Below are 14,020 nucleotides of genomic sequence, written 5' to 3'. Positions count from 1 at the left end.
CAGGGCACGATCGTGAAGGTGGCGGTCGAGGAGGGCCAGGAGGTCAAGGAAGGCGACCTCGTCGTCGTCCTGGAGGCCATGAAGATGGAGCAGCCGCTCAACGCCCACCGCAGCGGCACCATCAAGGACCTCAACGCCGAGGTCGGCGCGTCCATCACCTCCGGCGCGGTCATCTGCGAGATCAAGGACTGACGCGCCGTATCGTCTGACGCGCCGCGGCAGTACGCCTCCGGGCCCGCCGAACGTGAACCGTTCGGCGGGCCCGGGTGTTTGCCGGCCGTGCAGGCGCGCGGCTCCCTCGGCCACAGGGTGCGGTGGCATGCTGGGGCGAGGCGGTCCGGCGCAGTGAGAGAAGGCAGAGGTGGACGCCATGGCGGGCGCGAGGCAGGAGCGGCCCGGGACGACGGCTCCCCCGCGGCCCCTGCGGGCGGATGCGCGCCGCAACTACGAGCGGCTGCTGACCGAGGCCAGGACCGTCTTCGCCGAACACGGCACCGGCGCCTCGCTGGAGGACATCGCGCGCCGCGCGAAGGTCGGCATCGGCACGCTGTACCGGCACTTCCCCAACCGGCACGCCCTGGTGAGCGCCGTCTTCGAGGATGCGCTCTCCGAGCTGCTGGCCCACTCGCGGGAACTGCTCGGCGATCCGCAGCCGTGCGCGGCGCTCGTGACGTGGCTGCGTGCGGTCATCAGCCACGCGAGCGAGTACCGCGGGGTGTCGCGGGCGCTGATGTCGGCCTCCGGCGACGAGAGTTCGGCACTCGCCCGTTGCAGCCGGCCCCTCCGCGAGGCCGGCAGCGCGTTGCTCGTCCGCGCCCAGAAAGCCGGCGAGGTACGGGCCGAGGTGTCGATCGGCGACCTTCTCCAGCTGACCAACGCGATCGCCCTGGCAGCGGAGGAAAGCCCGAACGACCCCCAACTGGCGGACCGCCTCCTGAATCTGACGCTAAGAGGCCTGAAGCCGACCGAGGTGCCGCCGTCGAGTGGGGGCAGTTGACGTCTGCGTCTCACCGACGCCCGTAACGATTACGGACACAACGGACACGTACGTGAGACTGCCGTCCCACATGCTCGTCCGGCTCCGGCTCCGGCTCCGGCTCCGGCCCGGCTATCGGCGGCGTAGGTCCGCTACCCGTGCCCGGTCCCCTACCGTTCCTGCCTGCTCGCCGCCGAGGACGGTCGCGCCGCGGAACGCCGTCCCCGGGCCGCCGCCCGGCATCTGGTGCTGGCCGCGGCGAGGGCCGGGCAGGGGGCGCGGCTGCTGCCGAGCCGGTGCCGGCACGGCGTCGGCCCCCGGGGACGCACCGGCCACCGCGATCTGCACTCCCTGGTCGGCCAGGGAGTGGAGTTCCGTGGCCGCACGGTCGTCGTGGGCGGGCGGCTCGTCCGTCACCAGGCGGGTGATCACATCCGTGGGCACCGTCTGGAACATCGTGTCGGTGCCGAGCTTGGTGTGGTCGGCGAGGACGACGACCTCCGCCGCCGCCTGCACGAGGGCGCGGTCGACGCTGGCCGACAGCATGTTGGAGGTGGACAGGCCCCGCTCGGCGGTGAGCCCGCTGCCGGAGAGGAAGGCGCGGGAGACACGCAGTCCGTGGAGGGACTGCTCGGCGCCGGACCCCACGAGGGCGTAGTTGGAGCCACGGAGGGTACCCCCTGTCATCACCACCTCGACGCGGTTGGCGTGCGCCAGGGCCTGGGCCACGAGCAGCGAGTTGGTGACGACGGTCAGGCCGGGCACGCGCGCGAGCCGGCGGGCCAGCTCCTGCGTGGTGGTTCCCGCCCCGACGACGATGGCCTCGCCCTCTTCGACGAAGCTCGCGGCGAGGTCCGCGATGGCCGTCTTCTCGGCGGTCGCGAGATGCGATTTCTGCGGAAAGCCGGATTCTCGCGTAAACCCGCCCGGCAAGACCGCACCGCCATGCCGGCGGTCGAGGAGTCCTTCTGCCTCCAGCGCCCGCACGTCCCGCCGTACGGTCACTTCGGAGGTCTGGACGACGCGGGCGAGCTCACGGAGGGAAACCGCCCCGTTGGCCCGCACCATTTCGAGGATCAATTGGCGACGTTCTGCAGCGAACACGAAACTGACAGTAACCCCAACGACCGTCTGCTTTCAGCAGTTTGCGCCGAATAACAGAAGTTGTTCGCACGACAGGATGGAAAGTGGTATACCGCCGGTCGCTGCCGGAACGCCCGTGCGGGCACGCCGAATCGACGGCTGCCGACGGCAATCGATGCCGCTTTCTTGCGCAGTTGGGAGCAGGTGCGCCGGTGCCCTGGGGGAGGTGCGCCGCTGTCCACCGTCGGGTCGGCGGCGGACAGCGTCTCGGGCTCAGCCCTCGCCCGTGGCCTTCCGCGTGTGCAGCTGCCGTGCCACCTCGGCGATCGACCCCGAAAGCGAGGGGTACACGGTGAAGGCGTTGGCGATCTGCTCGACCGTCAGATTGTTGTCGACGGCGATCGAGATGGGATGGATCAGTTCCGAGGCGCGCGGCGCCACGACCACACCGCCGACCACGATGCCCGTGCCCGGACGGCAGAAGATCTTCACGAAGCCGTCGCGGATGCCCTGCATCTTGGCGCGCGGGTTGCGCAGCAGCGGCAGCTTGACGACGCGGGCGTCGATCTTGCCGGCGTCGACGTCGGCCTGCGAGTAGCCGACGGTCGCGATCTCGGGGTCGGTGAAGACGTTCGCCGAGACCGTCTTGAGGTTGAGCGGTGCGACGGCGTCGCCGAGGAAGTGGTACATCGCGATACGGCCCTGCATGGCGGCGACCGAGGCGAGCGCGAAGATGCCCGTCACGTCACCGGCCGCGTACACGCCGGGGGCGCTGGTGCGCGAGACCTTGTCGGTCCAGATGTGGCCCGACTCCTTGAGCTTGACCCCGGCCTCCTCGAGACCCATCCCGGAGGTGTTGGGGATCGCGCCGACCGCCATCAGGCAGTGCGTACCGGAGATGACGCGGCCGTCGGAGAGCGTCACCTCGACGCGGTCGCCCACGCGCTTGGCGGCCTGGGCGCGCGAGCGCGACATGACGTTCATGCCACGGCGCCGGAACACGTCCTCCAGGACGACCGCCGCGTCCGGGTCCTCGCCCGGCAGCACGCGGTCGCGGCTGGAGACGAGCGTGACGCGCGAGCCGAGCGCCTGGTACGCGCCCGCGAACTCGGCACCGGTCACACCGGAGCCGACCACGATGAGCTCCTCGGGGAGCTCCTCCAGGTCGTAGACCTGCGTCCAGTTCAGGATGCGCTCGCCGTCGGGCTGGGCGTCGGGCAGCTCGCGCGGGTGGCCGCCGGTCGCTATCAGCACTGCGTCGGCGACGAGCGTCTCCTCCGTGCCGTCGGCGGCGCGGACGATCACCTTGCGGGAGCCGTCGATCGACTGCCCGCCCTCCAGACTGCCCCGGCCGCGCAGCACGCGCGCGCCCGCACGCGTGACGGACGCCGTGATGTCGTGCGACTGGGCGAGGGCGAGCCGCTTCACACGGCGGTTGACCTTGCCGAGGTCGACGCCCACCACGCGCGCGGGGGTGTCGATGTGGGGCGTGTCGTCGGCGACGATGATGCCCAGCTCCTCGTACGAGGAGTCGAAGGTCGTCATGACCTCGGCCGTGGCGATCAGCGTCTTGGACGGTACGCAGTCGGTCAGCACCGACGCACCGCCCAGGCCGTCGCAGTCGACGACGGTCACCTCCGCGCCGAGCTGGGCCGCCACCAGGGCCGCCTCGTATCCGCCGGGTCCGCCACCGATGATCACGATCCGAGTCACGTACTCCATTCTCCCGCACCGCGTCGACGGCCTCTCCCCCGGGGCCGTCTTTGCGTGGCACATGGGGCTTTATGAGGCATGACGTCCATCATGGGGCGCAAGGTGCCCGCTGCCGTACTCTCGGACCATGTCGCTCTACGCCGCGTACGCCGGCAATCTCGACGCGCGGCTCATGTCCCGCCGCGCCCCGCATTCGCCGCTGCGTGCCACCGGCTGGCTCAACGGCTGGCGCCTGACCTTCGGCGGCGAGCACCTGGGCTGGGAAGGCGCACTCGCCACCCTCGTCGAGGCACCGCGTTCACAGGTCTTCGTCGCGCTGTACGACATCGCGCCGATGGACGAGGACTCCATGGACCGGTGGGAGGGCGTGGGGCTCGACATATACCGGCGCATGCGGGTGCGGGTGCACACGCTGGACGGCGAGGAACCCGCCTGGGTGTACGTCCTCAACGGATACGAGGGCGGGCTGCCGTCCGCGCGCTATCTGGGGGAGGTCGCGGACGCGGCCGAGTCGGCCGGGGCGCCCCACGACTACGTGATGGAGCTGCGCAAGCGGCCCTGCTGAAGCCTCTGGGGCCGGTTGCCCACCTCTTTCCGGCCGGGAAGACACCGTGCGGTTGGAAACGACACGGCAACGATCGCATCCTCGTTGGCATCAGCATCTACGCGCGTAGGGCCTGACCGGCTACGCTCATCGCGTGAACGCTTCTGTTATTCCGGACATCCAGGGCGACCCGTACGCCGCCGCCGACGCCGCCGCCGCGCGCCTGCGCGCGCTCACCGGTGCCGACAACCACGACGTCGCCCTCGTGATGGGCTCCGGCTGGGCGCCGGCCGTCGACGCGCTCGGGGAACCCGAGCACGAGTTGCCTGTCACCGACCTGCCCGGTTTTCCACCGCCGGTCGTCGAGGGCCACGGAGGCACGATCCGTTCGTACCGGACGGGTGAGAAGCGGGCACTCGTCTTCCTCGGCCGTACCCACTTCTACGAGGGCCGCGGTGTCGCCGCCGTCGCGCACGGCGTGCGTACGGCCGTGGCCGCGGGCTGCAAGACGGTCGTGCTGACCAACGGCTGCGGCGGCCTGCGCGAGGGCATGCGGCCCGGGCAGCCGGTGCTGATCAGCGATCACATCAATCTGACGGCGGCGTCGCCGATCGTCGGCGCGAACTTCGTGGACCTGACGGATCTGTACTCGCCGCGGCTGCGGGCGCTCTGCAAGGAGATCGACCCCACGCTCGAGGAGGGCGTGTACGCGCAGTTCCCCGGGCCGCACTACGAGACGCCGGCGGAGATCCGGATGGCACGCACGATCGGGGCCGACCTGGTGGGCATGTCCACCGTGCTCGAGGCGATCGCGGCACGCGAGGCGGGCGCCGAGGTGCTCGGCATCTCGCTGGTCACCAACCTGGCGGCGGGCATGACGGGCGAGCCGCTCAACCACGAGGAGGTCCTCCAGGCGGGCCGGGACTCGGCGACCCGCATGGGGGCGCTGCTGGCGCAGGTGCTGGGGCGTATCTGACGGCGGTCGGACCGACCACAGCCCGACCGGCAGTCTGAGCGCAGCAGAACCACGGAGAGGCAAGAGAGAACGTGCACGACGAACTCATCGCCCGGGCCCAGGCCTGGCTCGCCGAGGACCCGGACCCTGAGACCCGTGAGGAGCTCGGCGAGCTCATCGACGGCAAGGTCTTCGACGAGCTCGCCGCCCGCTTCGAAGGCACCCTTCAGTTCGGCACCGCAGGGCTCCGCGGCGAGCTGGGCGCGGGACCGATGCGTATGAACCGGTCGGTGGTCATCCGGGCGGCCGCGGGCCTCGCCGCGTATCTGCGGGCGAAGGGCCAGGGCGACGGCCTCGTGGTCATCGGGTACGACGCCCGTCACAAGTCCGCCGACTTCGCCCGGGACACGGCGGCCGTGATGACCGGCGCCGGATTGCGCGCCGCCCTGCTGCCCCGGCCCCTGCCCACGCCGGTGCTCGCGTTCGCGATCCGGCATCTCGGCGCGGTCGCGGGCGTGGAGGTGACGGCCAGCCACAATCCGCCGCGCGACAACGGCTACAAGGTCTATCTGGGAGACGGCTCCCAGATCGTGCCGCCGGCCGACGGCGAGATCGCGGCCGAGATCGCCGCGGTGGGCGGCCTCGGCGACGTCCCGCGCCCCGAAGGCGGCTGGGACGTGCTCGGGGACGAGGTGCTCGAGGCGTACCTGGCCCGTACGGACGCCGTGCTCGCCCCCGGTTCGCCGCGGACCGCGCGCGTCGTCTACACGGCGATGCACGGCGTCGGCAAGGACACCCTGCTCGCCGCCTTCGCGCGCGCCGGGTTCCCCGAGCCCGTCCTCGTCGAGGAGCAGGCCGAGCCCGACCCCGACTTCCCGACGGTCGCCTTCCCCAACCCGGAGGAGCCGGGCGCGATGGACCTGTCCTTCGCGACGGCACGCGAGGCCCGGCCCGACATCGTCATCGCCAACGACCCGGACGCCGACCGCTGCGCCGTGGCGGTGCCCGAGCGCGGCGGCGACGGCTGGCGCATGCTGCGCGGCGACGAGGTGGGCGCGCTGCTCGGCGCGCATCTCGTACGGCGCGGTGCGCGAGGCACCTTCGCCGAGTCGATCGTGTCGTCGTCGCTGCTCGGCCGGATCGCGGAGGCGGCCGGTCTGCCGTACGAGGAGACGCTGACCGGCTTCAAGTGGATCGCCCGGGTCGACGGCCTGCGGTACGGCTACGAAGAGGCGCTCGGATACTGCGTCGACCCCGAGGGCGTACGCGACAAGGACGGCATCACGGCCGCCCTGCTGGTCGCCGAGCTGGCATCCGAGGTGAAGGAGCAGGGCCGGACGCTGCTGGACCTGCTGGACGATCTCGCAGTCGAGCACGGGCTGCATGCGACCGACCAGCTGTCCGTGCGCGTCCAGGACCTGTCACTGATCGCGGAGGCCATGCGCAGGCTGCGGGAGCAGCCGCCGACGCGGCTCGGCGGACTGGCGGCGGTCCGGACCGAGGACCTGACGCGGGGCACGCAGACGCTGCCGCCGACGGACGGGCTGCGCTACACGCTCGAGGGCGCCCGAGTCATCGTCCGGCCCAGCGGCACCGAGCCGAAGCTCAAGTGCTATCTGGAGGTCGTCGTGCCGGCGGGCTCCCGCGAGGAACTGCCCGCGGCGCGTGCGCGGGCCGCGGAGCTGCTCGCCGCCATCAGGAGGGATCTTTCGGCGGCCGCGGGCATCTGACGGACCGGATGCGAAGCCGGTACCGGGTCCGGACCCGGTACCGGCCCGGCTCCCGTCCCGGGGCGCGGGCCCGGCACCGGGCCCGGAATCCAAACCCGAGGTCGCTCCGAAGTGTGATTTACGCACGGCAGTTGATGCAGCGACACGTCGCGCCGCGGGTCGGCCGGGGGACGGTTGACCGGTAGCGCACGAACAAGTCCCAGGAGCTGCCGCAGTGTCCTCGACCGCTTCCCCGGTGCCGTCCGAAGCGATCACCAAGCCGTCAGGCGGGCTCCTTCCGGGCTCCCGGCGTGCGCGGTCGGCACCGCCGTCCGCCGCCGGGCTCCGTACCCGTCTGCGCCGGTCCCTGCGGCGCGCGGCCCCCGCCCTGCTCGCGTACGCCGGGGTCCGTGCCACGGGACTCGTCCTGCTGATCGTGTGGGCGCGCGCCGCGAACCAGGACGTCTGGCACATGCTCGCCGACGACTGGGACTCCCGCTGGTATCTGGGGATCGCCGCCCACGGGTACGCGCACGGGCTCGGCACCAGGTACGACTCGAACAACCTCGCCTTCTTCCCGCTGTATCCCGTGCTGGTGAAGGCCGTCGCCGGGGTGACGCCCGGATCGCGGGCGAGCGTCGGCCTCGTCGTCGCCGTGCTGTCGTCGTTCGTCGCCGCATGGGGCGTCTTCGCCGTCGGCGACCGGCTGCACGGCAGCCGCGTCGGTGTGCTGCTCACGGTCGCGTGGGCGGCCCTGCCGGTCGGGCTCGTGGAGTGGATGGGCTACACCGAGTCGCTGTTCACGGCCTTCGTCGCCTGGTCGCTGTACGCGGTGCTCACCGGCCGCTGGGTGTGGGCGGGTGCGCTAGCGGCACTGTCGGGGCTGACACGGCCCACCGGTATCGCGCTCGCGGCCGCGGTCTCGTTGTCGGCCCTCTGCGCGCTCCGGCCGCGCTTCTCCGCGCGCGTCCTCGCCGGTGCCGTCCTCGCGCCGCTCGGCTGGCTGGCGTACGTCGGGTGGGTGGGCCTGCGCCTCGGCCGCTGGGACGGCTACTTCGCCGTGCAGGAGCTGTGGCACAACCAGTGGGACGGCGGCGTCGAGACGTTGAAACGGCTGCGCCAGCTGTTCGTGTACGACTCGACGCCCGAGCTGTTCCTGGTCATGGTCTCGCTGACGCTCATCGTGTGCGTCGTGCTCTTCGCGCTGTCGGTGAGGGACCGGCAGCCGCTCCCGCTGCTGGTCTTCACCGGCGTGCTGCTGGTGATCGTGGTCGGCAGCGGCGGCGTCTACTTCCCGCGCGCCCGCTTTCTGCTCCCCGGCTTCCCGCTGCTGCTGCCGCTTGCACTCGCCGTCGCCCGCACCAGCCGGCGCCGGGCGGCGGCGGCGATCGCCTGCGCGGTACTGGGCTCGGCGTACTGGGGCGCGTACATGGTGCTGGTGTGGCCGAGCGCGCCGTAGGGCGGGCTTTCCCGAACCGAGGGCTCCTCCCCGGGCCCCCGAATCGCCCTTCGGGCTCGTCCTCGATCGCCGGACGGGCTCGAAGCGCCTCACCCCACCGCCAGCAACACCACCAGCAGAACCAGTCCCACCACCGCGGGCCCCACGATCTCGTAGGCCCACCGCACCTCCGGCCCGCCCTGCGCCCCCTCGGCCGAGGCCCGTGCCTCGGCGAGCTCGCGCAGGTCGTCCATGGTCTGGTCCCCGGAAGCGCGCACCGGACCGGCCGGCACCGGGGACGTGCGCCCCCGCGGATCGGCCGCGGCAGCCCGCGTCTGGCTCCGCACCGCCTTCTTGCGGGCGCGCAGCGAGACCGGGACCGCCCACAGCTGGTACTTGGCGCCGGACTGGTCGAAGACCTCGTTGGAGTAGCCGGAGCGCAGGCCGGAGACCGATGCCCAGGGCAGCGTGATCGTACGGAACGGATTGCGGATGCGGAGGCGGTCGTCGTTCGCGTACACCGCGGGCCGCACCGTGAACGCGACGACCAGCGGCACCGCGAGCAGCAGGCCCGCGATGGCCAGCCAGCGCACCCGGGCCTCGCCGTTGACCAGGGCGTCGATGCCCAGCCACGCGCCGAGGGCGAGCAGCATCACACCGCCCGCGATCCCGGCGGGCGACCGGTGGACGCGATCCTTGGGCTGGGGCTGCGCCGCGGGAGACGGCGGCTCGGGGGTCGTCATGCTGCCGATTCTGCACGACAGGGTGGGCGGCCCGACTGTGTGGTGGCCGCCCACCGGAACGGCCACGCGGGGGTGTACAGCTGCTACGCGCGTAGATATGCTCGTCTGGTGACCATGCCCACCACCGCACCCACAGCCGCACACAGGCTCGCCGACGTCACCGCGTCCGACAGCACGCTGCGCCGCTTCCTCCACGGGCTGCCCGGCGTCGACGCGGTCGGCCTCGAAGCGCGTGCCGCCTCGCTCGGCACCCGTTCCATCAAGACCACCGCGAAGGCGTACGCCATCGACCTCGCCATCTCCATGGTCGACCTGACGACGCTCGAAGGCGCGGACACGCCGGGCAAGGTCCGGGCGCTCGGCGCCAAGGCGGTCCACCCCGACCCGACCGACCGCACCACCCCCGCCACGGCCGCGGTCTGCGTCTACCCCGACATGGTCGCCGTCGCCAAGGAGGCCGTCGCCGGCTCGGACGTGAAGGTCGCCTCGGTCGCCACCGCGTTCCCCGCGGGCCGCGCCCCGATCGCCGTCAAGCTGGCCGACGTCCGCGAGGCCGTCGCCGCGGGCGCCGACGAGATCGACATGGTCATCGACCGCGGGGCGTTCCTCGCGGGCAGGTACCTGAAGGTGTACGACGAGATCACCGCCGTGAAGGAGGCCTGCGGGACGCATGCCCGCCTCAAGGTCATCTTCGAGACCGGCGAGCTGTCGACGTACGACAACATCCGGCGGGCGAGCTGGCTCGGCATGCTGGCGGGCGCCGACTTCATCAAGACCTCGACCGGCAAGGTCGCCGTCAACGCGACCCCGGCCAACACCCTCCTCATGCTGGAGGCGGTGCGCGACTTCCGGGCCCAGACCGGCGTCCAGATCGGCGTGAAGCCCGCCGGCGGCATCCGCACCTCCAAGGACGCGATCAAGTTCCTGGTCCTGGTCAACGAGACCGTCGGCGAGGACTGGCTGGACAACCACTGGTTCCGCTTCGGCGCGTCCTCTCTCCTGAACGACCTGCTCATGCAGCGCCAGAAGCTGGCCACCGGCCGCTACTCCGGCCCTGACTACGTGACGGTGGACTGATCACCATGGCCATGGAAAAGAAGACACCCGCATTCGAGTACGCACCGGCGCCCGAGTCCCGCTCGGTCGTCGACATCGCGCCCTCCTACGGCCTCTTCATCGACGGAGAGTTCACGGGAGCGGCCGACGGCAAGGTCTTCAAGACGGTCAGCCCGTCCACCGAGGAGGTCCTCTCCGAGGTCGCGCAGGCCGGCGAGGCGGACGTGGACCGCGCGGTGAAGGCGGCCCGCAAGGCCTTCGAGAAGTGGTCGGCACTGCCCGGTGCCGAGCGCGCCAAGTACCTGTTCCGTATCGCCCGCATCATCCAGGAGCGCAGCCGCGAGCTGGCGGTCCTGGAGACGCTGGACAACGGCAAGCCCATCAAGGAGACGAGGGACACCGACCTGCCGCTGGTGGCCGCGCACTTCTTCTACTACGCGGGCTGGGCCGACAAGCTCGACCACGCCGGCTACGGCCCGGACCCCAGGCCCCTCGGCGTCGCCGGCCAGGTCATCCCCTGGAACTTCCCCCTCCTGATGCTGGCGTGGAAAATCGCCCCGGCGCTCGCGACCGGCAACACGGTCGTGCTCAAGCCCGCCGAGACCACTCCCCTGTCGGCGTTGTTCTTCGCGGACATCTGCCGCCAGGCGGGCCTGCCCAGGGGTGTCGTGAACATCCTTCCCGGATACGGCGACGCGGGCGCGGCGGTCGTCGCGCACCCCGACGTGAACAAGGTCGCGTTCACCGGCTCCACGGCCGTCGGCAAGGAGATCGCCCGGACGGTCGCGGGCACCCGCAAGAAGCTCACCCTCGAACTGGGCGGCAAGGGCGCCAACATCGTCTTCGACGACGCACCCGTGGACCAGGCGGTCGAGGGCATCGTCGGCGGCATCTTCTTCAACCAGGGCCAGGTCTGCTGCGCGGGCAGCCGGCTGCTGGTCCAGGAGTCGGTCCACGACGAGCTGCTCCACTCGCTCAAGCGCCGCCTGTCGACGCTCCGCCTCGGCGACCCGCTCGACAAGAACACCGACATCGGCGCGATCAACTCCGCCGAGCAGCTGGCCCGGATCACCGCGCTCGCCGACCAGGGCGAGGCGGAGGGCGCCGAGCGCTGGTCCCCGGCCTGCGAACTGCCCTCCTCCGGCTACTGGTTCGCCCCGACGCTCTTCACGAACGTCACCCAGGCGCACACCATCGCCCGCGACGAGATCTTCGGCCCGGTCCTTTCGGTACTGACCTTCCGTACGCCCGAAGAGGCCGTGGCCAAGGCCAACAACACCCAGTACGGGCTCTCCGCGGGCATCTGGACCGAGAAGGGCTCCCGTATCCTCGCGGTCGCGGACCGGCTGCGTGCGGGCGTCGTCTGGGCCAACACGTTCAACAAGTTCGACCCGACCTCGCCGTTCGGCGGCTACAAGGAGTCGGGCTTCGGCCGCGAGGGTGGCCGGCATGGTCTGGAGGCGTACCTCGATGTCTGAGAAGTCCGAAAAGATCGACGAGCGGCTTTCCGTCTTCAAGACCTACAAGCTGTACGTGGGCGGGAAGTTCCCGCGTTCCGAGAGCGGCCGGGTGTACGAGGTGACGGACTCCAAAGGCAACTGGCTGGCCAACGCGCCCCTTTCCTCCCGCAAGGACGCACGGGACGCCGTCGTCGCGGCACGCAAGGCGTTCGGCGGCTGGGCGCGCAACACGGCGTATCTGCGCGGCCAGATCCTGTACCGGGTCGCGGAGATGCTCGAGGGCCGCCGCGACCAGTTCGTACGCGAGGTCGCCGAGGCGGAGGGCCTGTCCAAGTCGAAGGCCGCGGCCCAGGTGGACGCGGCGATCGACCGCTGGGTCTGGTACGCGGGCTGGACGGACAAGATCAGCCAGGTCGTGGGCGGCGGAAACCCGGTGGCGGGCCCCTTCTTCAACCTGTCCACGCCCGAGCCGACGGGCGTGGTGGCCGTGCTGGCACCCCAGGATTCGTCCTTCCTGGGCCTCGTGTCGGTGATCGCCCCGGTGATCGCGACGGGCAACACCGCCGTGGTGGTCGCGAGCGAGAAGTCCCCGCTCCCGGCGCTCTCCCTCGGCGAGGTCCTGGCCACGTCCGACCTGCCGGGCGGCGTGGTCAACATCCTCTCGGGCCGCACCGCTGAGATCGCGACGCCGCTCGCCGCGCACCAGGACGTCAACGCGATCGATCTGACGGGCGCCGACGAGGCCCTCGCCAAGGAGCTGGAGATCGCGGCCGCGGACAACCTGAAGCGCACACTTCGCCCACAGCCTGTGGACAACTCCGTGGACTGGACGGCCGACCAGGGCACACACCGCCTGACGGCCTTCCTGGAGACGAAGACGGTCTGGCACCCGACGGGTTCACTGGGCGCGTCCGGCTCGTCGTACTGAGGCAGTACCGAGGCAGAGTCGAGGCAGTGATGAGTCGGTACCGAGGACCCGTACGCGACGGTGCCCGCACCGGTCCCGTACGGCTACGCTGACGCACCACACGCAGACGAGCCCCGCCTCCCCTCCGTCCCCGGGGAGGCGGGGCTCTGCGCTGCGAGGGCCGTCAGCCCGGCAGCAGACCCGCCGCCCTGTCCGCCACCGGGAGGGTCCCGAGCGAACCACCGCCGGTCAGCGGGCCCGTCACCTGTCTCGTCGACACGGGCTTGAAGTCGGCGATCTGCGTGCCGACCGAATTGCTCAGCGGGTCCACGCCCGCGTCGGCGAGCGGGTCGACCTTGCCGTTCTTCACCGCGCCCAGCGCGTGGTGCAGCGCCACGTTCGTCCCCTGCGCCGCCGCCTGGGGGTCGAGCTTGCCGAGCGTGCCCAGGCCGCCCGGCAGCGGCGCGGCACTGGCCGTGGCCGCGCCTCCCGCACCGAGTCCGATACCTGCGACAGTCAGCGCGAGCCCGGCGCGCAGCAGGCCACGCTGAGCGGACCTGCGCTGAGGAACTGCGTGTCGTGCCATGGGGGAAACCGCCTCCTTTGAGTAACCGATTCACTACGAAGCGTAGTTGACACGCGCCGTGCACACCAAAGACGACCCGCGGGGGTCGGCGCGGGCCGCGGGATGCCGCACACTGGTCTCTCGTGAGTTCCCATGCCCCTGCCACACGTGTCGTGCTGCTCGCCGGCCCCTCCGGCTCCGGAAAGTCGTCGTTCGCCGCCCGCTCCGGGCTGCCCGTGCTGAGCCTCGACGACTTCTACAAGGAGGGCGACGACCCGACTCTGCCGCTCGTACCGGGCAGTTCGGACATCGACTGGGACTCGCCCGAGTCCTGGGACACAGAGGCCGCCCTCACGACGATCGAGGAACTGTGCCGCGCGGGCCGGACGCGGGTACCGCGCTACGACATCTCGACGAGCGCGCGGACCGGCGAGGACACGCTCGACCTCGGGCATGCCCCGCTGTTCATCGCCGAGGGCATCTTCGCCGCCGACATCGTGGGGCGCTGCCGGGAACTCGGCCTGCTGGCCGACGCGTTGTGCCTGCGCGGTCGGCCGTCGACGACGTTCCGGCGGCGGCTGCTGCGGGATCTGAAGGAGGGCCGCAAGTCCGTCCCGTTCCTGATCCGCCGGGGCTGGCGCCTCATGCGCGCCGAACGCGCCATCGTGGCCCGCCATGCAGCGCTGGGCGCTCACCCCTGCGACAAGAGCGAGGCAGGTCTCCGGCTGGCGGCCGCCGGGCAGATCGTCGAGGCCATCCCGGCCGCCGAGGCCGCCGAGGTACGAGCCGAGGCCTGATCGGCCCCGGACAGAAAACGGGACCGGAAAGGCCCCCCCGGCCTTCCGGTCCCGCTATCCATTTCCCCCGTGGT

General features: G+C 71.5%; 14 protein-coding genes. 10 read left to right on the top strand and 4 right to left on the bottom strand.

Going from position 1 to position 14,020, the window contains the following annotated elements; all coding sequences use genetic code 11:
• On the top strand, positions 1-192 hold a 192-nt coding region (locus tag ACWD4J_RS35365), incomplete at its 5' end, for an acetyl-CoA carboxylase biotin carboxyl carrier protein subunit (protein WP_451399000.1).
• A gap of 178 nt (positions 193-370) precedes the next feature.
• Positions 371-997 carry a TetR/AcrR family transcriptional regulator gene (locus ACWD4J_RS35360; protein WP_451399592.1) on the top strand — a complete coding sequence of 209 codons (627 nt, stop codon included), beginning with the start codon at positions 371-373 and terminating at the stop codon, positions 995-997.
• Between the two features lie 111 nt (positions 998-1,108).
• On the opposite strand, the gene ACWD4J_RS35355 is transcribed toward ACWD4J_RS35360, so the two are convergent.
• Together ACWD4J_RS35355 and ACWD4J_RS35350 are read right to left on the bottom strand one after the other, a co-directional pair.
• Positions 1,109-2,080 (bottom strand): DeoR/GlpR family DNA-binding transcription regulator, encoded by a 972-nt coding sequence (locus tag ACWD4J_RS35355; protein ID WP_451399591.1) that lies wholly within the window; start codon positions 2,078-2,080, stop codon positions 1,109-1,111.
• Between the two features lie 252 nt (positions 2,081-2,332).
• The gene (locus tag ACWD4J_RS35350) at positions 2,333-3,781 is read right to left on the bottom strand and encodes an NAD(P)H-quinone dehydrogenase (protein ID WP_451399590.1); all 1,449 of its coding nucleotides are present in this window, start codon (positions 3,779-3,781) and stop codon (positions 2,333-2,335) included.
• Positions 3,782-3,899: 118 nt separating this feature from the next.
• On the opposite strand from ACWD4J_RS35350, the gene ACWD4J_RS35345 reads away from it, so the two are divergent.
• The 4 genes from ACWD4J_RS35345 (at position 3,900) to ACWD4J_RS35330 (ending at position 8,439) form a co-directional block, all read left to right on the top strand.
• A complete protein-coding gene (locus ACWD4J_RS35345; RefSeq protein ID WP_451399589.1) occupies positions 3,900-4,337 on the top strand; it encodes a gamma-glutamylcyclotransferase in 438 nt (145 codons plus the stop codon).
• 133 nt (positions 4,338-4,470) lie between these two features.
• Positions 4,471-5,292: a purine-nucleoside phosphorylase gene (locus ACWD4J_RS35340; RefSeq protein ID WP_451399588.1), complete on the top strand. Its 822-nt coding sequence runs from the start codon at positions 4,471-4,473 to the stop codon at positions 5,290-5,292.
• Positions 5,293-5,363: 71 nt separating this feature from the next.
• The gene (locus tag ACWD4J_RS35335; RefSeq protein ID WP_451399587.1) at positions 5,364-7,001 is read left to right on the top strand and encodes a phospho-sugar mutase; all 1,638 of its coding nucleotides are present in this window, start codon (positions 5,364-5,366) and stop codon (positions 6,999-7,001) included.
• 214 nt (positions 7,002-7,215) lie between these two features.
• Positions 7,216-8,439, top strand: coding sequence for a hypothetical protein (locus tag ACWD4J_RS35330; RefSeq protein WP_451399586.1), 1,224 nt, complete (start codon positions 7,216-7,218; stop codon positions 8,437-8,439).
• 89 nt (positions 8,440-8,528) lie between these two features.
• On the opposite strand, the gene ACWD4J_RS35325 is transcribed toward ACWD4J_RS35330, so the two are convergent.
• Complete coding sequence (locus ACWD4J_RS35325) at positions 8,529-9,161, bottom strand: PH domain-containing protein (protein ID WP_451399585.1); 633 nt, start codon at positions 9,159-9,161, stop codon at positions 8,529-8,531.
• Positions 9,162-9,275: 114 nt separating this feature from the next.
• Between ACWD4J_RS35325 and deoC the strand changes: the two genes are divergently transcribed.
• The 3 genes from deoC to ACWD4J_RS35310 are packed head-to-tail and all read left to right on the top strand — an operon-like array spanning position 9,276 to position 12,605.
• Positions 9,276-10,238, top strand: a complete 963-nt coding sequence (gene deoC, locus ACWD4J_RS35320) for a deoxyribose-phosphate aldolase (RefSeq protein ID WP_451399598.1) — start codon at positions 9,276-9,278, stop codon at positions 10,236-10,238.
• A gap of 11 nt (positions 10,239-10,249) precedes the next feature.
• A complete protein-coding gene (locus tag ACWD4J_RS35315; protein WP_451399584.1) occupies positions 10,250-11,695 on the top strand; it encodes an aldehyde dehydrogenase family protein in 1,446 nt (481 codons plus the stop codon).
• On the top strand, positions 11,688-12,605 hold the full coding sequence (locus tag ACWD4J_RS35310) for an aldehyde dehydrogenase family protein (RefSeq protein ID WP_451399583.1): 918 nt from the start codon (positions 11,688-11,690) through the stop codon (positions 12,603-12,605). The genes ACWD4J_RS35315 and ACWD4J_RS35310 overlap by 8 nt, the downstream gene beginning before the upstream one ends.
• A gap of 163 nt (positions 12,606-12,768) precedes the next feature.
• Here the strand turns inward: ACWD4J_RS35310 and ACWD4J_RS35305 are convergent, their stop codons facing one another.
• On the bottom strand, positions 12,769-13,170 hold the full coding sequence (locus tag ACWD4J_RS35305; protein ID WP_451399582.1) for a hypothetical protein: 402 nt from the start codon (positions 13,168-13,170) through the stop codon (positions 12,769-12,771).
• A 122-nt stretch (positions 13,171-13,292) separates the two neighbouring features.
• Between ACWD4J_RS35305 and ACWD4J_RS35300 the strand changes: the two genes are divergently transcribed.
• A complete protein-coding gene (locus ACWD4J_RS35300) occupies positions 13,293-13,946 on the top strand; it encodes a uridine kinase family protein (RefSeq protein WP_451399581.1) in 654 nt (217 codons plus the stop codon).
• The last annotated feature ends 74 nt before the right edge of the window (positions 13,947-14,020 follow it).

This window comes from Streptomyces sp. NPDC002577 (assembly GCF_053594815.1).
Note: the sequence above shows the minus strand (reverse complement) of the source record. Positions and strands in the feature narration are given on the sequence as shown.